Raw genomic sequence first — 21211 nt, forward strand, 5'->3', positions numbered from 1 at the left:
CCTATACAAACCGAGACATGACTTTGTACAACAGCACATCCAGTGGCATGTAGAACACGTGCACCAGCCCTATCATGATAGCTGCCAGCGCCAGTGCCGCCAGGATCAGTCGATTGCGCCAGCGCTTGCGTCGGGCCACGTCGGCCCGGGTATCGATATAGGGCAGTGCCACCAGCACTCGTTTGCCCAGCAGACTTTCCAGGGCGCCCACGCCACGCACGCGCTGATTGAGCATTTCCAGCAGCATCACCAGCGCACCGCCACCGGCCGGTGCCAGCACCAGGCCCAGCGCAGCGATTTTCTTGCGGTTAGGCTTGATCGGCTTCTCAGGCAACAGGGGAGGCTCCAGCAGCACAAAGCGTTCAGCCTTGTTCTCCTGCTCCAGGCTTTCGGTAATCTTTGCGCCCATTTCCTTGGCACGAATCTCTTCGTATTTCTTGCGCGCGTTGTCGTGGTCACGCATCAAGGTCACCAGGCCACGCTCGACCTGCGGCGCCTCGAGGATCTCGGCTTCGTAGCCTTCCATTTTCCGGGTCAGCTCACGCTTTTGCTCTGCCAGCGAGGCAATACGCACCTGGGCGGCGCTCATCTTGGCGCGGACACGGGCCGCGTCGAGGCTGACCGTGGACACTGCCGCAGTGCGCCCCCCACTGGCTTCGAGCGCCTGGATCTTGCGCTTGACCGCCACGACATCCGGGTGGGCGTCCTTGTAGCGGGTCAGCAGCTGCGCGTATTCGGCTTTCAGGCTTGGCAGGTCTTCGGGCAGGTCGGCACGGGTTGACCGGGTGCCTTCGGCAACCTTGGTGGCAAGGCCGGCATTGGCCGCAGACAGCTCCAGTTCCAGGTAGCGCAGCTCTTCCTGGGCAGCCTTGTAGTCACGGTCGACCTCACGGAATTCCAGCTCCGCCCGCGACAGCATGTTCATGCGCAGGGTCTGGTGCTCGGGCAAGGCATTGGCGTGGGCCTGCTTGAAATCGGCCAGCTGGTTTTCCAGGCTGGCCAGCTCGGCACCCAGCTTGTTGGCTTCCTGGGTTAGGAATTCGGTGGTTTCGTTGGCCCGCTCGGTGCGCTGCTTGAGGTTTTCGTTGAGGAACAGCGTCACCAGTTCATCGGCGACTTCCTTGGCCACTTGTGCCTGCTTGTGCTCGAACGAGACATTGAACGCCACGGTCGCTTCACCACGGCCGCGCACGTAGGTGGTCAGGGTTTCGACCACGATCGCGTTGCGCATCTGGTCGATCTTGTCGCTTTCGCTGAAGCGCTTGTCGGGGAAGAGGTCGTACTTGGCGATGATGCGCAGCAGGTTGTCGCGGGTCATCACCCGTTGACGGATCACCTCGATGCGCTCATCGGCAAAACTGGTGTTGTTGGTCGACACCAGCTCAGGCGAAATCTGCTGCGACTCCACCAGAATGGTGCCGGTCGACTGGTAGATCGGCGGCACCATCAACGCGACGGCCACGGTCGCGGCGAGAATGACTGCGGCACTCACCCCTAACACCAGGGCCCTGTCCTTGATAATGGCGATGTAATCTCTGAGGGAGAGCTCGTAGTCAGACTTCATAGGGCCACCTGCCTGAAGTTCAGATGTCGGGGTACCTGTACGTCAACGTCAAACCAACGATCGTAGCGGTCGCATCCGGTACATGGTCCTGCTGCCGTTCCTTGTACATCAGCGACAGGCGCAGGTCCCAGTAAGGCGAAAACTGGCGGCTGGCCCATACGCTGTAAGTCTGCAGCGTGTTGGGCGACTGCCCTTTGCTGTCTTGCCACGCGGCGTCGGCGCCCACCCGGGACAACTCGGTCAGCGCATAGCTCCACACACCACGCACCTGGTCCAGTTCGGCGAAGCCACCTTCGGCGCTCGCCACCGTGCTGCGCTCGGCGGTAAGACTGGCATCGGCACGCGGGCCGGTGTACAGCAACGCAACCCCACCCTCCCCGCGCCGGCCACCGTCGTCGCCTGACACTTGGTTGACGCCAACATGGGCATCGGCGCTCAAGCCTTCGGCAAGCTGGTATTTGATGCCGACTGCCGGGCTGTAGCTGTTGGAAGCGGTCGCGGTAAGGTCCTCTTCGGGCTCATAGCGCCGGGCACCAAAACGGGTATACAGGTCAGCCCGCTCACTCCAGGCGTAAGTCCAGGTAAAGACGTTCGCCAGTTCGTCGTAGCCCGTCAGCGTGCTGATGTCGTAACGGGCACGGCTGTAGGTGGTTTCGTTGCTCAAGGTACTGCGCTCGGTCACCGCCTGGCTCCAGTTGCCAGTCAAGGTGTAAAGCTTCTGTGTACCGTCGGTAGTAATCACCCCGGTATCCAGTACTGTGCCCGACAGCGTCGAGCTTTCGTTGTAGCGCCCCACCAGGCCGAACCGCCCCCGCTCGGTGGTGCGCTGCCAACCCAGGCTGATATCAGGGTCTTCACGGTCATCGACGATATCCGTATCGGACGAGCGCAGCACATGCATGCCAAGCCCCAACCTCAATTCGTCACGGTCGAAAGTACCAATCAGGGTGTAATCCGGCGCGATGATCGTGCGCGTTATGCCCTTTTCCCCCGAGGTCAACAGCAATGGGTTGCTGTCGTATTCGACGGATGTCGGTACCACCACCGTAGACTGCCAATTTGCCGCCAGTACCGCGTCCGTGAACGGCAAGACCAGGATTGCCGTTGCAATGCGAGTTGTTCTAAGAAGAGGCATTAAATGTTCTTATTAAAGGCAAGATCAAGGAACGACCAGCGTATCGCCAGCCTGAAGTTGGATGTTGGTGGACATGTCCCGCCCAGACACCAGGTCCTTATATCGCACGGGCAGGATCTTTTGGGAAGCACCGGTGCCGCGGACCACCTTGATTTCGCTTTCATCTGCAAACTTGTCCAGGCCACCCGACATGCTCAGCGCCTGCAATACCGCCGTGGGGCCTGCCATTTGCACGGGCCCGGGTTTGATTACTTTACCCTGTACATAGACCATGTTGCCGGCAATGCTTTTGACGACAACGCTGACGTTAGGGTCGGGGAGGTATTTTTCGAGTTTGGCAGCGACCTGCTTTTCGACTGCCGTCACGTCCAGCCCGGCGACATCGATGCGCCCGGCCAGGGGGAAGGTGATACTGCCATCGGGAAGTACGGTGGCTTCTTGACGCAGGCTGTCTTCCTGCCACACCGATACCATCACCACATCGCCGGGGCTGAGCAGGTAGGCAGCACTGCTCTGGTCGGCGTTACCGGCGCCAGACCACACCGTCAGCATGCAGAAAGCGGCAAACATTGAACGCACCATGAGGGTCCCTCCGGCCAAATGGCCCGACAAAGAGCACTGAATGAGAACAACACACCAACTCTCGCTCCGCTTCACGGCGCACTGCTGCCGCGATGGCCTCGACCTTCCTGGAGGCCCTTGCCTTGACGCTGCAGACGTGGCTGCAACGCCTTGTAAATGTTGGTCCTACGGGCTACTGGGAATATAGCAACGGTTGGAGAATTCACAAGCCATGCCTGTGGCTTCGCGGCAAGGAGCAGTCACTTCAGGTACAAGGCAGCCGGTTCAGATCTTTCTGCGGTTGGCAACGGCAACAAAACCGACCACAGCAAAGGCAAAGAACCAGCCAGCAGTTGAAACAGGAATGATACTGTTCTGATTTATATACGAATCTGCCGCGCGGGCAGCACCACTTAGCATCACCAGCAAGAACATCGATTTGATTATCAGAGTCGTGCGCATACTCCCCTCCTAAAAACAGGAAAATCAATGAGTTATTAGAGCGGTGCTGCGGGTGTTGTTACATGTTTGATTTGAGCTTATGGGCACAATGACACTACGTCAATGATCCGACACCATAATAAAATTCAATGGGCGATGGGCGCATTCGTCAAAAAAACGGCATGCAGATTATGCAAGGGAGGGATGATGCGATGAACATGGCGTTTCACAGCTGATAACACGTGGGGGCATGATTGCCCCCTGCGCTTTCATTCGTCTGCGTGGTGAACCACAACCAGTAACTGCGCCGGTGTCGCACCTACCGAGCGCAGCCGGTGCGGTGTCTGGGCATTGAAATGCAGGGCGTCGCCCTGCTCCAGCAACACCCGCTCACTCATGAAATCCACTTCCACCTGGCCTGCGTGAACAAACAGGAACTCTTCGCCCTGGTGTTCCTTGAACGTGGGGTCGCTGAACTCGGACGGCGGCTGAATCAGAAACGGCAGCAGGCTGCGCTGGCCGACCTGACTGGTGAGGGCCGCGTACCCCGGCCCTTGCCCATCGCCAACCAGGGCCTGGCGCTCGGTACGGCGCACCAGGCTGTAGCGGCTCTGCCCGGCCTGCTCTTCGGCGAACAGCTCTTCGACATTGACGTTCAGCGCCCTCGCCAGTTTCAGCGCCGCAGCGATCGAGGGCGTGTTGAGGCCGCGCTCGACCTTGGACAGGTAGCTTTTGGTCATGCCAGTCTTTTCGGCCAGCATTTCCAGGGTCATCCCCAGTTTCTTACGCAGCAGTTTCAATCGGATAGACATGTGACGCGGGTTTCCCAGGCTGAGGCAGCCATGATACGCGTCTGAAAGCTGACGCCAAGCCTGCAGAGGCCTTGAATCAAGGCATCACTGGCGGTAAGGCAAAGCTTCGCGCTATAGGGGTGGCGAGTTGGCCACCCCTAACAGGCCCCTTCGCAGCACAAAGCTGTGCCTACAAGGGGCAGTCTGTAGCGGGCAATCAGAATGTCATTTCCTTCACATCATCCGGCACGATCAGCTTGCCAGCGGTTTTCTCGATGATTTCCTCGACGCTGACCCCGGGTGCGGTCTCGCGCAGGATGAAGGCGCCGTCTTCGATTTCCAGGTAGGCCAGGTCGGTCAGCACCTTGCGGATGCAGCCCGCACCGGTCAGCGGCAGGCTGCACTTTGGCAGCAACTTGGACTCGCCGTCCTTGGAGGCGTGGGTCATGGTGACGATGATGTTGTCGGCGCCGGCCACCAGGTCCATGGCCCCGCCCATGCCCTTGACCAGCTTGCCCGGAATCATCCACGAGGCGATGTTGCCCTGCACGTCCACCTCGAAAGCCCCCAGTACGGTCAGGTCGACGTGGCCGCCACGGATCATGGCGAACGATTGTGCCGAATCGAAAATCGAGGCGCCGCGGCGGGCGGTGACAGTTTGCTTGCCGGCGTTGATCATGTCGGCATCGAGGGTGCTTTCGGTGGGGAATTCGCCCATGCCGAGCAGGCCGTTTTCCGATTGCAGCATCACATCCATGTCGGCGGGTACATAGTTGGCCACCAAGGTGGGGATGCCGATGCCCAGATTGACGTAGTAACCGTCCTTCAGTTCACGGGCAACGCGTTGCGCCATCTGTTCGCGGGTCAGTGCCATGGTCAGGATCTCTTTATTGTTCGGGTGGATGGCGCTCAGGCCTTGACGGTGCGCTTTTCGATACGCTTTTCGAAGGTGCCGACGATGACACGGTCCACGTAGATGCCCGGGGTGTGGATTTCGCTTGGCAGCAGCACGCCGGGCTCGACGATTTCTTCCACTTCGACCACGGTGATCTTGCCGGCGGTGGCCGCCAGCGGGTTGAAGTTTTGCGCAGTGTTGCGGTACACCACGTTGCCGTAGTGGTCGGCCTTCCAGCCCTTGACGATGGCGAAGTCACCGGTGATGGATTCTTCCAGGATGTACTTGCGGCCCTTGAACTCGCGGACTTCCTTGCCATCTGCAACCGGGGTGCCATAGCCGGTGGCGGTGTAGAACGCCGGAATGCCGGCACCACCTGCGCGCATTTTTTCGGCGAGGGTGCCCTGTGGGGTCAGCTCCACTTCCAGCTCGCCACTGAGCAACTGGCGTTCGAACTCGGCGTTTTCGCCCACGTAGGAGGCGATCATCTTGCGAATCTGCCGGTCTTCCAGCAGCACGCCCAGACCAAAACCGTCCACGCCGCAGTTGTTGGAAACCACGGTCAGGCCCTTGACGCCGCGCCGCTTGATTTCGCTGATAAGGTTTTCCGGGATGCCGCACAGGCCGAAACCACCGGCCAGTACCGTCATGTTGTCGGTCAGGCCTTCGAGGGCCTGTTCATAGGTTGCAACGCGCTTGTCCAGTCCGGCCATGCTGATCCGCCTTTTGTAGTTGTTTAACCGACGAGGCTGTCGGTGAGCGTGTGCAGACATCTTCACCGCAAGCGACTGATTTGTTAATTTTGTTTTCGTCATCGATTGATAATTTTTACAAAACAAACGATAGGCCCGACATGAACGTCAAACAACTGCGCGCCTTTGTCGCCGTGGCCAAGTACCAGAGCTTCGCCCAGGCCGGTGAACACCTGCACGTTTCGCAACCGGCACTGAGCCTGACCATCAAGGCGCTGGAAGAAAACCTCGGCGGCGCCCTGCTCAGCCGCACCACGCGCAGCGTCAGCCTGACTGCCGAAGGCGAAGTGCTGCTGCCACTGGCACGCCGCCTGCTGGCCGACTGGGACGACACCGAAGAGATGCTGCGCCAGCGCTTTACCCTGCAATTGGGCCGTGTGTCGGTGGCAGCCATGCCGGCTTTTGCCGGCAACCTGTTGCCCCACTCGCTCAAGGTGTTTCGCCAGCGCTACCCCAAGGTCAACGTCACGGTGCACGACGTGATCAACGAACAGGTACAGGAACTGGTACGCCATCGCCGCGTCGAACTGGGCATCGGTTTCGAGCCGGATAACATCGATGGGCTGGACTTCCACCCGTTGTACATGGACCGCTTCGTTGCCGTAGTGGCCGCCGACTCGCCCTTGGCGCTGCTGCCCCAGGTCAGCTGGGCACAGCTGATGGCCGAAGATTTCGTGGCCCTGCAGCGCCCTTCGGCGGTGCGCCTGCTGATGGAGCAGAATGTGGCGGCCCGCCACGGCAAGCTGGCAGTCGCGTTCGAAAGCCACCAGCTGACGACCATCGGCCGCATGGTGGCCAGCGGCCTGGGGGTCAGTGCCGTGCCGGCGCTGTGCATCAACCAGATGCAGGAGCTGGGTGCCCGCTGCGTAACCTTGGTCGAGCCCACAGTCGAGCGGCGCATCGGCGTGATTGCCCTCAGCGAGCACAAGCTTTCCACTGCAGCGCAAGCATTGCTTGAGGTGCTTCTTTCCAATACCCGGATCCCGGAGGTGACATGCGTTATGTAAGTCTGGCAGGCACGAGCGTTCCAGCCATCGGCCAAGGCACCTGGTACATGGGCGAAGACCCAGGTCGCAAGGCTGCCGAAGTCGCGGCGCTGCAACAGGGCATCGAGCTGGGCCTGAACCTGATCGACACCGCCGAGATGTATGCCGAAGGGGGGGCAGAAGAGGTCGTTGGCCAAGCCATTGCCGGGCGCCGCGACCGGGTATTTCTGGTCAGCAAGGTCTACCCGCACAATGCCAGCCTGCGCGGCATGGCGGCTGCCTGCGAACGCAGCCTCACCCGGCTGGGCACCGATTGCATCGACCTGTACCTGCTGCACTGGCGTGGTCAGCACCCGCTGGAGGAAGCCGTCGAAGGCTTCGAGCGCTTGCGCGAGCAAGGCAAGATCAAGCGTTGGGGCGTGTCCAACTTCGACGTCGACGACCTGCGCGAACTGCACAACCCTGATTGTGCCACCAACCAGGTGTTGTATAACCCGGCCCAGCGTGGCATCGAATTCGACTTGCTACCGTGGTGCGAAAAACGTGGCTTGCCGACCATGGCCTACTGCCCGCTGGCTCAGGCCGGGCGCTTGTTGCAGCACCCGGTACTGGCGGAAATCGCCGAGCGCCATGGCGCCACACCGGCCCAGGTCTGCCTGGCCTGGGTGACCCGCGATGACGGCGTGATCGCCATCCCCAAGGCGGTGGCGCCCGAGCACGTGCGGCTCAATGCGGCGGCGGGAGCGCTGACCTTGACCGGTGAAGACCTGCGGGCGATCGACCGGGCGTTCCCTGCACCGACGCGCAAGCAGCGGTTGGCGATGGTGTAACCGGCGAGCGCAAGCTGGACCAGCAGGCGACCTCTGTGGGAGCCTGCATGCCCGCGAACACCGGCAAGACCGGTGCCCTGCAACGCGGTGGCTGCTTCGCGGGCTCGCCCGCTCCCACAGGTAGCCGCGCAAGTACCGAGCGTTGAGCACGCCTTGAGCAACTGCGTCACCACCGCCCGCGGCTGCCGTTCGCCAAGCGCAATCTGGCCCAGGACGCGACCTTTGTGGGGCATGCCCGCGAACACCGGCAAGGCCGGTGCCATGCAACGCAGTGGCTGCTTCGCGGGCTCGCCCGCTCCCACAAGGAACCGCGCAAGTACCGAGCGTTGAGCAAGCGTTGAGCAACTGCGCCACCCGCCGCTGCCGTTCGCCAAGCGCAATCTGGCCCAGGACGCGACTTTGTGGGAGCGGGCATGCCCGCGAACACCGGCAAGGCCGGTGCCATGCAACGCGGTGGCTGCTTCGCGGGCTCGCCCGCACAGGAAACCGTGCAAGTACCGAGCGTTGGGGTTTCAGTGGAAATCCCGACTGCGCACATCCAGCCCTTGCAACAGCGGACTCACATCCTCCAACCGCCGCGCAATCAGGTGCCGCACCCCATTCTCCTGCTCCAACCGCCCACTGACCTTGAGCAACTGCGAACCCACCAGCGCCCGCCGCTGCCGTTCGGCCAGCGCACGCCACACCACCACGTTGACCATGCCATGTTCGTCTTCCAGAGTAACGAAGGTCACACCGCTGGCGGTTTGAGGCCGTTGCCGGCCCACCACCAGCCCGGCCACGGCAATGTTGTCGCCATGCTCCACACCCTGCAATTCACTGGAGCTGCGACACCCCAGCGCCCTCAGGCGAGCGCGCAACAGGGTCAACGGATGTGGGCCAAGCGTAGTGCCGAGGGTTTGATAATCGGCCATCAGGTCCTCGCCCACGGTTGGCACGGGCAATTGCACCGGTTCTTCAGGCAAGGCCTGCACATCGGCGAACAACGGCAGCTGCGGCTGCACCGCCGCCACCTGCCAGCGCGCCTGATGCCGATCACTGGCCAAGGCGCGCAGCGCACCGCCATCAGCCAGGCGGGCACGGGCCCGTGCGTCCAGGCCGGCGCGCAGGCACAGGTCTTCGACGTTGCGCCACGGCCGCTGCGCCCTCGCCTGCTGCACGCGCCTGGCATCGGCTTCGGCCAGGCCACGCACCAGTCGCAGGCCCATGCGAATAGCCAGGGTGCCTTCAGCATCAGGCTCCAGGGTGCAGTCCCAGTCGCTGTGGCAGACATCAACCGGCCGTACCTCGATACCTTGGCGGCGAGCCTCTTGCAGCAGCTGATCAGGGCTGTAGAAGCCCATCGGCCAACTGTTGACCAACGCACAGGTGAAAATCGCCGGCTCATGGCACTTCAGCCAACTGCTGGCATAGCACAGCAAGGCAAAGCTGGCCGCATGCGACTCAGGGAAGCCATAGCTGCCAAACCCCTTGATCTGCTCGAAGATGCGCTCGGCAAACGCCAGCGTGTAACCATTGCGCAGCATGCCCTGCACCAGCCGTTCGCGGTGCGGTTCCAGGCCGCCGTGGCGCTTCCAGGCTGCCATGCTGCGGCGCAACTGGTCGGCCTCGCCCGGGGTATAGTCGGCCGCGACCATCGCCAGCTCCATCACCTGCTCCTGGAACAGCGGCACGCCCAAGGTACGTTCGAACACTTCCTTCAGTTGCGGCGACGGATACGTCACCGGCTCCTGCTTCAGGCGCCGGCGCAGGTACGGGTGGACCATGTCGCCCTGGATCGGCCCGGGGCGGACAATGGCTACCTCAATGACCAGGTCGTAGAACTTTTGGGGCCGCAGCCGCGGCAACATGGCCATCTGCGCGCGCGACTCGATCTGGAACACACCCATGGTCTCGGCGCGGCTGATCATGGCGTAGGTGGCCGGGTCTTCGCTGGGGATGGTCGCCAGGGTCAGGTGCCGGCCACGATGGTGCTGCAGCAGGTCGAAGCAGCGACGCAAGGCGCTGAGCATGCCCAACGCCAGCACGTCGACCTTGAGCAGGCCGACCATGTCCAGGTCGTCCTTGTCCCACTGGATCACCGTGCGCTCCGGCATCGCGGCATTCTCCACCGGCACCAGCTGGTCGAGCGGTTGCTGGGAGATGACAAAACCGCCCGGGTGCTGTGACAGGTGCCGAGGGAAGCCGATCAGTTCGCCGGCCAGCACCAGCACCCGCCGCAGCGAAGGGCTGCCCGCTTCGAAACCGGCTTCGGCCAGGCGCTGGTCATCGGGTATGCGATCGCTCCAGCGGCCACAACATTTGGCCAGGGCATCCACCTGATCGGCAGGTAGCCCCAGCACCCGCGCCACATCCCGCACCGCACCGGCGGCATGGTAGGTGTTGACTACCGCAGTGAGCGCCGCCCGGTGCCGGCCATAGCGACGGAACACATACTGGATCACCTCCTCGCGCCGGTCGTGCTCGAAGTCCACGTCGATGTCCGGCGGCTCGTTGCGCTCGCGCGACAGGAAGCGCTCGAACAGCAGGTGGTGTTTCATGGGGTCAAGCTCGGTGATGCCTAGCACGAAGCACACCACCGAGTTGGCTGCCGACCCCCGGCCCTGGCATAGAATGCGCTGGCTGCGGGCGAAGGCGACAATGTCGTGCACCGTCAGGAAGTAGCTTTCGTAGCCCAGCTCTTCGATCAGCCCCAGTTCCTTGGCAAGCACATCCCGCACCTTGCCACTCGGCCCGTCTGGCCAGCGCAGCGGCATGCCTTGCTCGCACAATTCGCGCAGCCAGCTTGCCGGGGTATGCCCCTCGGGCACCAGTTCGCGTGGGTACTGGTAGTTCAGTTCGCTCAGGTCAAACTGGCAGCGCCGGGCAATGACCAGGGTCTCGGCCAGCAGGTCAAGCGGATACAGCTCGGCCAGTTGCGCCTGGCTGCGCAGGTGCCGTTCGCCATTGGCAAACAGAAAGCGCCCGGCCTCGCTCACCTGGCAATGCTGGCGGATGGCCGTCATGCAGTCCTGCAAGGCACGGCGACCACGCACGTGCATGTGCACGTCGCCACAGGCCACGGTGCGAATGCCTACATCAGCCGCCAGTGCCCGCAGCCGTTGCAGGCGCACGGCATCGTCACTGCCCCGATGCAGGTGCACGGCCAGCCACAGGCGCTCTGCGAACACACTGCGCAGCCACGCGCCGGTAGCGGTATCACCACTGTCAGCGGCCACCCACAAGGCCAGCAGGCCTTGGTGGTGCAGCAGCAAGTCATCACGAAACAGCTGGTACGCACCCTTCTCTGCCCGCCGCCGGGCACGGGTGATCAGGGCGCACAGGTTCTGGTAACCCGTCAGGTTTTCGACCAGCAGCACCAGCTTGGGCCCGTCGCACAATTGCACCTCGCTGCCAACGATCAGCCGCAACTGGTGCACCTTGGCTGCCTGCCAGGCGCGCACGATACCGGCCAACGTACATTCGTCAGTGATTGCCAAGGCCTGGTAGCCCTGCTCGCGCGCACGCCGGAACAGCTCGTCGGCGCTCGATGCACCGCGCTGGAAGCTGAAGTTGGAAAGGCAATGCAGCTCGGCATAGCCCGGGGTGTTCATGCGAACCAACCCTGCAACCAAAGCGGGCCGGCCTGGCTCAGGTCGCGGTAGGCCCAGCCGCGCAGGCCGTCACGGGTTTCGATGCGGTAGTAGTCGCGACGCACATCGCCGCCATCCCACCAACCTGATTCGATGCGTTCGGCATAGCCCTGCACCTGGTAGGCGGCGTCATCCAGCGCGATCGGTGCCGACAACAGCCACCCTGGGCGGCTGCCCGGTGCAACGGGCATGTTGCCTTGGGCCCCCTGCTCCGCCAACTGCCAGGCGCATTCGGGGCGGTGATCGGCGGCTGCGCCAAGCCCCTTGACGGCCTCATCCCCCAGGCGGGCGCGCAACCGCTCGCGCAATTGCGCCCAGGGTTGCGCCTGTTGCGCCCGCGGGTCGAACAACGCCTGATGCTGTGGCACGAAGGGTGGCAAGTCTTCGGCAACCAGCCGCAGGTTGCGCACCGGTGCGGGTATGCGCAGCGGCTCAAGGCGCGCACGGGCCAGCTCGAACAGCATCGCAGCATCGCGTTCGGCCGCCAGCAGGCCCACCTTGAGCAGGGTATCCGGCCCCTCGGCGTGCTCCAGATGCAGACAGAAGCGCTGCACGCCACAGTCTCGCCCGGCCAGAAATGCAGCAAGGTCGTTGAGCATGCGCCGCAGCGGGAACAATAGCGCCTGGTGCGACTCGACGTCGAAATTGAGTTCCAGCCGGGTTTCGAAACGGTCCGGCGGCTGGTAGAAGTCCAGCCCCAGGTTGCGCAGGCCGAGCAACTGATCGAGGTGTAGCTGTACCTGGGCCGCAAAGCGCCTGGCCAAGGTATCGCGCGGCAAGGCCAATACCTGGCCCAACTGGTGCAAGCCCATGCGGGCAAACGCTTCGGCCGCCTCTGCCGGCAGGCCGACGCGCGTGATGGGCATGCCAAGCAGCGCCGCTCGGGTGGCGTCGACATCGCCCACGGCCAGGCCATCGTGGCCATTGGCGAGCATGCGAGCAGCCACCGGGTTGCTGGCCAGGACAATGCGTTGGCGCAGGCCGAGTTCTGCCAATTCCTGACGCAGACGCGCCTCGAACAAAGGCCAGGGCCCAAACAGTTGCAGGCTGGAGCCCACTTCCAGCAGCAGCGCCCGGGGGTAATGCAGGCTGACCTGGGCACTGAAGCGGTAGGCCCAGGCCGCCAGCAGCTGTTGCACCTGATCGATGCGTTTGGGGTCGGCTTCGACACAGGTGAAGCCATCGGCCAGGGCACGCGCTGCGGTCAGGGTTTGCCCGGCCCGCAGGCCCAGTGCAGCGGCCGCCGGGTTGACTGCCTGCAACACGCGACGCTGGGTCGGCCCGCCAATCAGCACCAAAGGCGTGTCAGGGTCGTCACGCTCACGCAGGACGGTGTCCAGCGCAAGCTGCGGGAGCAGGATGCAGGCCCAGAGCATGGTGCATCAGCCCCGCCCCGGGCAGGGAATAGGCAGCGCTGGAGGCATGCCACCCCGGCTTTTCAGCACGCGCCATTGCGCCGGGCGTGTGTCGACTGCAATGCGCAGCGCTGCGGGTGAAGGGTTGTGCGACGCCTGCTGCGGCCTGCAGGCGAACGCCAGTGCCTGCCCGGTTTCGGCCGCTACCTGCAAGCGCCGCAGGGCGCGGTCATCGCCACGTTCCGGCCAGCACAGCACCGCCGCGCAACTGCCCGAGCGCAGGCACTGTTCGGCAGCCCACAGGGCATCGGCAGGCTCGGCATCCACCTGTACCAGCCAGCGCAGGTCCACCCCCGCTGCCTGCCAGGCCGGTGCAAAAGGGATGAAGGGTGGAGCCACCAGCACCACTCTGCTGGCTTCTGCACTCAGCCGGGCCAGGGTTGGCCACAGCAACTGCAATTCGCCACAGCCGGGGTTGGCCAGCAACAGCTCGCTCAGTGCTGCCGCCGGCCAGCCACCTTCCGGCAAACGTTCGTCGAGGGCAGGATGGCCGGTGGGCTGCAGCCCGAGTGGCCGCGCCTGGGCCTGCCGGCCGCGCCATACCCGGCGCTGTTCCAGCAGCCTGTCGAGGTCGACCACGGCGCCCATCAGTCGCGCCTCAGCAAGCCGCAGAACACGCCTTCGATGAAAAAGTCCTGTTCGGGCTGCACATCGATCGGCGCATAGGCCGGGTTGCGTGGCAACAGCCGGTAAGTGCCGCCTTGGCGTTGCAGGCGCTTGATGGTCACTTCGCCGTCCAGGCGCGCAACCACGATTTGCCCGTCGCGGGCGTCGGCCTGTTGCAGGATGCCGACCAGGTCACCGTCAAAGATGCCGTCGTCGATCATCGAGTCGCCCCGCACCTTCAGCAGGTAGTCGGGGGTACGGCGGAACAGGCTGGGGTCGAGCAGCAACTGCTCGTGGATGTCCAGGTCCGGGCCGATGGGGGCACCCGCCGCCACCTGGCCCAGCACGGGTATTTCGAGGATTTCCGGCCGGCGCAGCGGTTCGGCCAGGCGTATGCCCCGCGCCTGGTTTGGCGTGACATCGATGTAACCGGCCTGGCACAGGGCGGTGATGTGCTTGCGCGCAACGCTGCGCGAGGCAAAACCGAAGCGCGTGGCGATATCGGCCAGGCTCGGCGGCTGGCCATGCTCGGCAATGCGCTCACGGATAAATTCGAAAATGGCGCGGCGTTTGGGGGTAAGAGTATCCATGGAGCACATTTGTACTCTTTTCGGAGCACGCTGAACAGCCCCCTTCGTCGTCAGCTTTGGTTATGATCCCCTGGCTTGTGTTTTTTCATCTGGATATCCCATGCTGACCGCCCTGCTGTTCGACCTTGACGGTACCCTCACCGACACTGACACCCTGCACCTGCAGGCCTTTCGCCAACTGCTGCGTGAACACGACGGCCGCGAGCTGAGCCAGGCGCAGTTCGACGCCCAGGTCAGCGGCCGCGCCAACGGCGAGCTGTTCGCCGAGCTGTTCAGCGGCGCCAGCGTCGAACAGTGCCAGGCGTTGGCCGACCGCAAGGAAGCGCTGTTTCGCGCGATGTCGCCGTCACTTGAACCGATGCCAGGCCTGTTGCGCCTGCTGGAGCATGCCCAGGCCCATGGCATCGGCATGTGCGTGGTGACCAACGCACCGCGGCTGAACGCCGAGCACATGCTGAACGCCATGGGCCTGGGCCAGCACTTTGAACATGTGCTGGTGGCCGAAGAACTGGCACGGCCCAAACCGGACCCGCTGCCCTACCTCACCGGCCTGCAGCGGCTGGGTGTCGAGGCCGGGCAAGCGCTGGCCTTCGAGGACTCATTGCCGGGGACGGCCGCGGCCAGTGGCGCGGGGATCTTTACCGTGGGCGTGGCCACGACGCAGACCCCGGAGCGGTTGCTGGCGGCGGGCGCCAGGCTGGTTGTCGACGATTTCAATGATGCGGCGTTGTGGGCGTTGATCGAGCGTATGGCTTCAGATAAGGGGTGTGTTCCCGAAGGCTAGGGAGCGGGAGCCGAACTTGCTGGCGCTGCAGCCGGGGTGCCGGATGTACAGCCTGGAACGCTAAGCCGTGACGCCGCATTTCGCCCCTGCAGCCATACCGCCAAAGCCGCCAACCCTGCGGGTAGCAACAACGAAGCGAACACCTGGGCAAAACTCCAGCCCAGCGCCAGCATCTGTGCCCCGGCAAAGGCACTGAGAATCGCACCCAGGCGCCCGATGCCACTCATCCAACTGGCCCCGGTCGCCCGTGCTTCAGTCGGGTAAAAAGCCGCCGCCAGTGCATTCATCCCAACACTTGCCCCATTAAGGCCAAAGCCTACAGCGCTCGCAACCGCGCACAACCAGGCGAAGTCCGCAGCGACCTGACCAATTGCAAAAATCACCGCACCACTGAACAGGAAGGTCAGTACCAGCACGCGCTGCGCCGGGTAACGATCCATGGCCCAACCCACCGAAATTGCGCCCAACGGGCCGCCAATCTGGAAACAGGCCGTGACGATGGCCGCTTCGGCCACCGAGAACCCGCCCCCCTCCTTCACCAGCGTCGGCAACCAGCCGCTGAACAGATAGACCAGGAACAGCGCCAGCACGTACCCGCCCCAGAGCATGCAGGTACCAAAGCGATACCGCGCAGAGAGGATAGTGCCGATTGCACCGCCTGCGGCCTGGGCTTTACCGGGCAAGACAAAGGTCGTGTCGGCGTTGACATGCTCAGGTGCCAGGCGACGGACAATGGCCAGAATGCGCTTGCGGTCCGCCCCCTTGCTGACCAGGAACGTCACCGATTCCGGCAGGCGCCAATACAGCAACGGCAGAACCATTAGCGGCAACACCCCACCCAATGCCAAGACACTGCGCCAGCCCAGGTTCGGAATCATCCAGGCGCTGACGAAACCACCTGCCGCCGCGCCCAGGGAGAACCCGCAGAATGCCAGGGTAATGAGCAGCGAGCGGCTGCGTGCCGGGGCATACTCGCTGACCAGGGTGCTGGCATTGGGCATGGCTGCGCCCAGGCCCAGGCCGGTCAGAAAGCGCAACGCGACCAGGGCTTCCAGGTTGGGTGAAAAGGCCGAGGCCAGTGTCCAGAGGCCGAACAGCAGCACGCTGCACAGCAGCACCGCCTTGCGCCCGTAGCGGTCCGCCAAGGGGCCGGCAATCAATGCGCCGAGTGCCAGGCCGATCAACGCGGCGCTCAATACCGGGCCCAGACTTTGCGCATCCAGGCCCCAGTCGCTTTTCAATTGCGGGGCAATGAAGCCGATGATGGCGACGTCCAGGCCGTCCAGGGCGATGATGAGAAAGCCAAGGAACACCACCCATTTCTGGTAGCGGCCGATGGGTTGCTGGTCGATCAGTTGGCGCACGTCGAGTGTGTTGTTCATAGGTATCACCTGTTGTTGTTTTTATGACGGTGTTTGTCGCAGCCCTAGTGGAAAAGGCTGGGTAAGCGCACAGGCCTTATGATGCGTGTTTCCTGAGCCACCACCAGGTCGCGGGTGGCATGCAGGTACGCGGCAAAGTCCGGGTCGGCATCCCGCGCTGCGCTGCGCTTCTCGAAGTCATCGAGGCTGTCATAGCCCCACAAGTGCACCACCTGGTTCAACGGCCCGATGCTGCTGGTGTAAAACGCCAGGGGTGCACCGAGGTGGCGCAGCAGGATCGGCATCGCCAGCTGGTCGAACGCCTCGAGAAAGGCCGCCATGCCGCGCGGGCGAATGGTGTAGATGCGGTGGTCGACCACAGGCTTGTCCATCACGCCACCTCCCGTGCGTTGCCCGCCGCCAGCCCCTGCTCGACACCCGCCAGATGGCGCCCGGTGATGTAGGCAAAGGTCATGATCGGCCCCAGGGTGATGCCCGCCCCGGGGTAGTTGCCGCCCATGATGCTGGCGCGGTCGTTACCCACCGCATACAGGCCGTCGATGACTTGCCCGTCGGCCGCCAACACTTCACCGGTCACACGGGTGCGCAGCCCGTCGAAAGTGCCCAGATCGCCCATGATGACTTTCACGGCAAAGTACGGTCCCTCGCCAACCGGCGCTACGCACGGGTTGGGTTGTTGCTGCGGGTCGGCCAGGTAGCGATTGAAGCTGGTGCTGCCGCGGCCGAACTGACGGTCTTCACCGTGGACGGCGCCAAGGTTGTACTCGCGCACAGTCTGCTCCAGCCCTTGCGCATCGATACCGGCCTTGCCGGCCAACTCCGCCAGGGTCTGGCCCTTGAGCAGGTAACCGTTGCGCAGCAATGGCCCCAGCGGCATCGGCGCAGGCTTGGCAAAGCCCAGCCCGTATTTGGCCAGGGTGCGGCGGTCGCACACCAGCCACATGGCGGTTTCTGCCTGGTCGGAACACGCCTCGATCAGCGCTGCGCCTACGTCGTGGTAGGCATTCGACTCGTTGGTGAATCGCTGCCCTGAACGCAGCACGCCGATCACACCCGGTTTGTAGCGGTCGAGCAAATGCGGAAAGGCAATATGCCGCCCACCACCCACCGGCACCTTCGACACCGGCATCCAGGCTGCAGGTGCCTGCAGGCAGATATCGACCTTTGCTCCCAGCGCCTCGGCCATGCGCGCACCATCGCCGGTGTTGCCCGCTGGCACCGGTGAAAAATGCTCGCCGCCACGCCGTACATGCGGGTAGGCCTGGCGCAGCCGTTGCAGGTCATGGGAGAAACCGCCACAGGCCAGCACCACACCGCGCCGGGCCTCAATGCGCTGCTCGCTGCCGGCCTGCCCGGTCACCGCCCCCACTACTCGCGCCCCTTCGCGCAGCAACTGCCGCGCCGGGGTGCCTGTGAGAATCGGAATGCCCAGGTCCAGTGCCGAGCGTACCAGCCGTGCCGCCAGGGCATTGCCACTGGTGACCTGGGTGCCGCGTCGGTACAAGGCCAGCTCCTTCAAATGGGTCAGCAGGCGTTTGGCCACGTAGGCGAACGAGGTCAACGAACGGGTGACATTGAAGAAGTGCTTGAGGTCGGCATTCGACGAGTTGAACATCATGCCGATGAAGGTGATGGTCTTCAGCGGCGGGCGCAGCCGCGCCATGTCGGGCCCCAGACCACGGATGTCGTAAGGTGCGGCCAGTATCGAGCGGCCCACATCGACGCCGCCTTCCACCTGCGGGTGATAATCGGGGTACAGCGTGGGCACGAACTTGACTGCCGTCTCGCGCTCGAAAAACTCAACCATCTGCGGCGCGTAGCGCAAGAATGCCTCCACCCCGGCCGCATCGAAGCAGGCACCGGTTTCGTTGCGCAGGTAGGTCATGGCCGCTGCTTGGCTGTCATTGCCCCCGTGCCGGGTGCCCGGCACCCACAATACGCCGCCGGAAAACGCCGTGGTGCCGCCGAAGCACTCCTCCTTTTCGATGACGATCACATCCAGGCCAAGCTTTTTCGCCGTGATGGCTGTCGCCAGGCCGCCAGCACCCGCACCGATGACCAGTACATCGCAGCTACGCGTATTCATTGGCCTGCCCCCTCGAAGCCAGGGCGCGGGATCAATGCCATGGGCATGCTTTCCAGTCCGCCATCCACGGTCAGCTCGGCGCCGTTGATATAGTCGGCGCGGCGGCTGGCCAGAAACAGCACGGCTTCGGCGATGTCTTGCGGTTCACCGATGCGCTGGTTGGCGGTCATGGCGCTACGCCGGCGCTCCACCTGTGGGTCGGCATAGAACGCCGCCGACAATGGCGTGCGGATCAAACCCGGGCATACGGCGTTGCTGCGCACACCGCGTGGCCCCCATTCCACGGCGATCTGCCGCGACAACATGCTGACGCCTGCCTTCGCCGCGCTGTAGGCACCACTGTTGGGTTGCGGGTAATGTGCTGCAATCGAGGCCACATGCACGATACGGCCCTGGCCGCAGTCCAGCATGGAACGGCCAAAGGCCTGGGCACACAAGAGGTAGCCACTGAGGTTGACCGCCAGCACCTGGTTCCATTGTTCCAGGCTTAGCGTGTCCAGCGCGCCGGGGCGCAGCACGCTGGCATTGTTGACCAGTACATCGCAGCGCCCATGCAGCGCCTGTACCTGGGCCGCAGCCTGCTCCACGCTGGCCGGGTCGGCAATGTCGCAGGCCAGGGCACTGACTTCGCCTGCACTGTGTTCACCCAGGGTGGCCGCCAGTTCGCGGCATTTGTCCAGGTCGCGGTCAAGCAGCACCACGTGGGCCTGCTGCTCCACCAAGGCTGCGGCCAACGCTGCACCAATGCCGCCGGCCGCGCCGGTCACCACGCATACGGCCGACTCCAGGCCTAGCCACTGAGAAAGGATCTTGTTGTTGTGCATGCTGTTCTCCAGAGCGTTGCTTGTTCTGGGCAACAGGCTATGGCCGGCAGGCCCACCGGCAGAATGGACAAAACCTGCAACCAGCCCCACATTTCCGTCAATTTGCCCACTGCGCCCTGAAGCCTGCGTGTAGCTATGGCACAGTAGCGGGCAGTGAACAGAACAATTACAACACCATGAACAAGATCCCCAATTACGCCCTGTACGGTGAAACCGCGCAGCCGGTGTGGCACGAAGCCTTGCATGTGGAGCAGATATCCCAGCGCTCTGGCGCGCACAACTGGGAGATTGCCGCACACCGTCACGAAGGCTTGCTGCAGCTGTTGTACCTGCAAAGCGGTGGCGGCGAGGTGCTGTTCGACAGTGACCGGTTTCAGGTTCATGCGCCCTGCGTGGTGTACGTCCCGGCGCAGGTGGTGCATGGTTTTCATTGGGCCAGCCAGGTAGAAGGCCAGGTAATCACGGCTGCGCAGCACCCGCTGGATAGCATCGCTCAGGTGCTGGCACCCAGCGTGCTGGTGCAACTGCGCAAACCACAGGTGATTGCCCTGCCCCACTGGGCCGCCGATGAAGACCCGTTGTTGCCCCTGTTTCGGGCCCTGCGCGAGGAATACCACAATCGCGCCCGCGAGCATGTGGCCAGCAGCATGGCGCTATTGCTGGCACTGATGATCCATGTCCTGCGCCATGAGCCGCACATACCCGCAGGTGAGCAGCGCCCAGTATCAAGACGCAGCCAGCAACTGACTGCTTTTCGCGAGCTGGTAGACATGCACTATCGCGCGCACTGGCCACTGGCAGAATACGCCGCCGAGTTGGGCATGACCCTGGTGACGTTGGGGCGGTTGTGCCAGGAACACCTGGGCATGACGCCGATGAATGTGATCCATGCCCGACTGGTGCTGGAGGCCAAGCGCATGCTCGGGCATTCGAGCCTGAGCGTGAAAGAGATCGCTCATGAACTGGGGTTTGCCGATGTGGGGTATTTCAGCCGGTTCTTTCGCAAGCAGGCGGGGGTGAGCCCTAGCGGATTTCGGGACGGCCAGTAACGCCCCGCAGGCTCTGTGGGCATTACTGGCAATGCACGCGTCTGTGGCTTGCCCGCGAAGAAACCCGTGCAGGAAACATCAAACAGCCAAGGCCCGCTGCACTTCCCCCACAGTGGTCGCCAAACTGCTCAGGTGCAGGCTCGACACCCGCTCCACCGGCGCCTGATCCAGCGGCCATTGCAAGGCAATGCTGCCGACCAGGCGCCCTTCGGCATGTACCGGCAAGGCAATGGCGCGGATCAGGAACGGCAGGCGCACCGGGTATTCCCAGTAGCCTTCGGTGCGCTGACCAAAGCCCTTGTGCGCTTGCTCTTCGATATCGCGTAACAACCCGTCGTCACCCAGCCGCTCATGGGCCGCCAGGCGCTGCACTTCGTCCACCGCCAGCTCCCCCAGGCACGCCCGCCCCATCGCCGAATGAAACAGGCTGGCATGCTGCCCAACGATCTGACTGGTGAGCGGATAGCGCTTGCGCAGCACCTGGGGAATGGCGCTTTCCATCACCTCCAGCCGCTGGCCGTCGAAACACGACAGGTCAGCGACCAGCCCGGTGCGCTCACTCAGTTCCAGCAGCATGGGCGCTGCGCTTTCCACCAGGCGCCGCTTGAAACGCAACTGGCGGTCACCGAACAGGCGTCGCGCGCACAGCCGGTAGCGCCGGTCGGCAAGGCCGCGGTACACCCAGCCTTGCGCCTGCAAGGTGGCGATCATGCGCGACACCGTGGCCTTGGGCAGCGCCGTCAGGTAGTGCAGTTCTTCCAGGCCCAACGCCTGGTGTTCGCCCAGCAGGTCGACAATGGCCAGCGCCCGCTCCACCGAACGCACGCCGCCGCTGTCTGCCGTGATGCCCATGGGTATGACCTCCTTGTAGCGGGATGGTCAGGATAG

20 protein-coding genes are annotated in these 21211 nt (G+C 63.5%); 4 read left to right on the forward strand and 16 right to left on the reverse strand.

Annotated elements, in window-relative coordinates:
• Position 1: 1 nt before the first annotated feature.
• From N5D53_RS01325 to N5D53_RS01355, 7 genes are all read right to left on the reverse strand, one after another.
• On the reverse strand, positions 2-1564 hold the full coding sequence (locus N5D53_RS01325) for a Wzz/FepE/Etk N-terminal domain-containing protein (RefSeq protein ID WP_121161664.1): 1563 nt from the start codon (positions 1562-1564) through the stop codon (positions 2-4).
• Between the two features lie 19 nt (positions 1565-1583).
• The gene (locus N5D53_RS01330) at positions 1584-2699 is read right to left on the reverse strand and encodes a hypothetical protein (protein WP_019438668.1); all 1116 of its coding nucleotides are present in this window, start codon (positions 2697-2699) and stop codon (positions 1584-1586) included.
• Between the two features lie 24 nt (positions 2700-2723).
• A complete protein-coding gene (locus N5D53_RS01335) occupies positions 2724-3281 on the reverse strand; it encodes a polysaccharide biosynthesis/export family protein (RefSeq protein ID WP_014591044.1) in 558 nt (185 codons plus the stop codon).
• Positions 3282-3545: 264 nt separating this feature from the next.
• Positions 3546-3722, reverse strand: coding sequence for a hypothetical protein (locus tag N5D53_RS01340; protein WP_004374238.1), 177 nt, complete (start codon positions 3720-3722; stop codon positions 3546-3548).
• Between the two features lie 248 nt (positions 3723-3970).
• Complete coding sequence (locus N5D53_RS01345; protein WP_104961751.1) at positions 3971-4513, reverse strand: XRE family transcriptional regulator; 543 nt, start codon at positions 4511-4513, stop codon at positions 3971-3973.
• Positions 4514-4709: 196 nt separating this feature from the next.
• A complete protein-coding gene (locus N5D53_RS01350; RefSeq protein WP_010954014.1) occupies positions 4710-5366 on the reverse strand; it encodes a CoA transferase subunit B in 657 nt (218 codons plus the stop codon).
• A gap of 35 nt (positions 5367-5401) precedes the next feature.
• Positions 5402-6100 carry a CoA transferase subunit A gene (locus N5D53_RS01355; protein ID WP_004374230.1) on the reverse strand — a complete coding sequence of 233 codons (699 nt, stop codon included), beginning with the start codon at positions 6098-6100 and terminating at the stop codon, positions 5402-5404.
• A 140-nt stretch (positions 6101-6240) separates the two neighbouring features.
• Between N5D53_RS01355 and N5D53_RS01360 the strand changes: the two genes are divergently transcribed.
• Positions 6241-7146 (forward strand): LysR family transcriptional regulator, encoded by a 906-nt coding sequence (locus tag N5D53_RS01360; RefSeq protein WP_129931692.1) that lies wholly within the window; start codon positions 6241-6243, stop codon positions 7144-7146.
• The gene (locus tag N5D53_RS01365; protein ID WP_190869270.1) at positions 7134-7955 is read left to right on the forward strand and encodes an aldo/keto reductase; all 822 of its coding nucleotides are present in this window, start codon (positions 7134-7136) and stop codon (positions 7953-7955) included. The genes N5D53_RS01360 and N5D53_RS01365 overlap by 13 nt, the downstream gene beginning before the upstream one ends.
• 512 nt (positions 7956-8467) lie before the next feature.
• Here N5D53_RS01365 and N5D53_RS01370 read toward each other — a convergent pair.
• From N5D53_RS01370 to lexA, 4 genes are read right to left on the reverse strand one after another with little or no spacing between them, the layout of a single operon-like run.
• Complete coding sequence (locus tag N5D53_RS01370; RefSeq protein WP_190869271.1) at positions 8468-11548, reverse strand: error-prone DNA polymerase; 3081 nt, start codon at positions 11546-11548, stop codon at positions 8468-8470.
• Positions 11545-12963 carry a DNA polymerase Y family protein gene (locus tag N5D53_RS01375; protein WP_190869272.1) on the reverse strand — a complete coding sequence of 473 codons (1419 nt, stop codon included), beginning with the start codon at positions 12961-12963 and terminating at the stop codon, positions 11545-11547. Before N5D53_RS01375 ends, N5D53_RS01370 begins: the two co-directional genes overlap by 4 nt.
• A gap of 6 nt (positions 12964-12969) precedes the next feature.
• Positions 12970-13590 carry a translesion DNA synthesis-associated protein ImuA gene (gene imuA, locus N5D53_RS01380; RefSeq protein ID WP_104961756.1) on the reverse strand — a complete coding sequence of 207 codons (621 nt, stop codon included), beginning with the start codon at positions 13588-13590 and terminating at the stop codon, positions 12970-12972.
• Positions 13590-14207 (reverse strand): transcriptional repressor LexA, encoded by a 618-nt coding sequence (gene lexA, locus N5D53_RS01385; RefSeq protein WP_012052394.1) that lies wholly within the window; start codon positions 14205-14207, stop codon positions 13590-13592. Before lexA ends, imuA begins: the two co-directional genes overlap by 1 nt.
• 91 nt (positions 14208-14298) lie before the next feature.
• On the opposite strand from lexA, the gene N5D53_RS01390 reads away from it, so the two are divergent.
• Positions 14299-14982, forward strand: coding sequence for an HAD family phosphatase (locus N5D53_RS01390; protein WP_190869273.1), 684 nt, complete (start codon positions 14299-14301; stop codon positions 14980-14982).
• On the opposite strand, the gene N5D53_RS01395 is transcribed toward N5D53_RS01390, so the two are convergent.
• Genes N5D53_RS01395 through N5D53_RS01410 form a run of 4 tightly spaced genes read right to left on the reverse strand, consistent with a single transcriptional unit; the run spans position 14979 to position 19274 of the window.
• Positions 14979-16364: an MFS transporter gene (locus tag N5D53_RS01395; RefSeq protein ID WP_064490550.1), complete on the reverse strand. Its 1386-nt coding sequence runs from the start codon at positions 16362-16364 to the stop codon at positions 14979-14981. The genes N5D53_RS01390 and N5D53_RS01395 overlap by 4 nt on opposite strands.
• A gap of 44 nt (positions 16365-16408) precedes the next feature.
• Positions 16409-16735 (reverse strand): NIPSNAP family protein, encoded by a 327-nt coding sequence (locus N5D53_RS01400; protein WP_004374204.1) that lies wholly within the window; start codon positions 16733-16735, stop codon positions 16409-16411.
• Positions 16735-18450, reverse strand: a complete 1716-nt coding sequence (locus N5D53_RS01405; protein WP_119713794.1) for an FAD-dependent oxidoreductase — start codon at positions 18448-18450, stop codon at positions 16735-16737. The genes N5D53_RS01400 and N5D53_RS01405 overlap by 1 nt, the downstream gene beginning before the upstream one ends.
• Positions 18447-19274, reverse strand: a complete 828-nt coding sequence (locus N5D53_RS01410) for an SDR family oxidoreductase (protein ID WP_004374198.1) — start codon at positions 19272-19274, stop codon at positions 18447-18449. Before N5D53_RS01410 ends, N5D53_RS01405 begins: the two co-directional genes overlap by 4 nt.
• A 176-nt stretch (positions 19275-19450) precedes the next feature.
• Here N5D53_RS01410 and N5D53_RS01415 point away from each other — a divergent pair, with 176 nt between their 5' ends.
• Entirely contained in the window at positions 19451-20323 is an 873-nt protein-coding gene (locus N5D53_RS01415) for a helix-turn-helix domain-containing protein (protein WP_190869274.1), read from the forward strand.
• 78 nt (positions 20324-20401) lie between these two features.
• Here the strand turns inward: N5D53_RS01415 and N5D53_RS01420 are convergent, their stop codons facing one another.
• Positions 20402-21175, reverse strand: coding sequence for a helix-turn-helix domain-containing protein (locus N5D53_RS01420; protein ID WP_004576295.1), 774 nt, complete (start codon positions 21173-21175; stop codon positions 20402-20404).
• Positions 21176-21211 lie beyond the last annotated feature (36 nt).

The organism is Pseudomonas sp. GD03862, from assembly GCF_029840855.1.
GTDB lineage: Bacteria > Pseudomonadota > Gammaproteobacteria > Pseudomonadales > Pseudomonadaceae > Aquipseudomonas > Aquipseudomonas alloputida.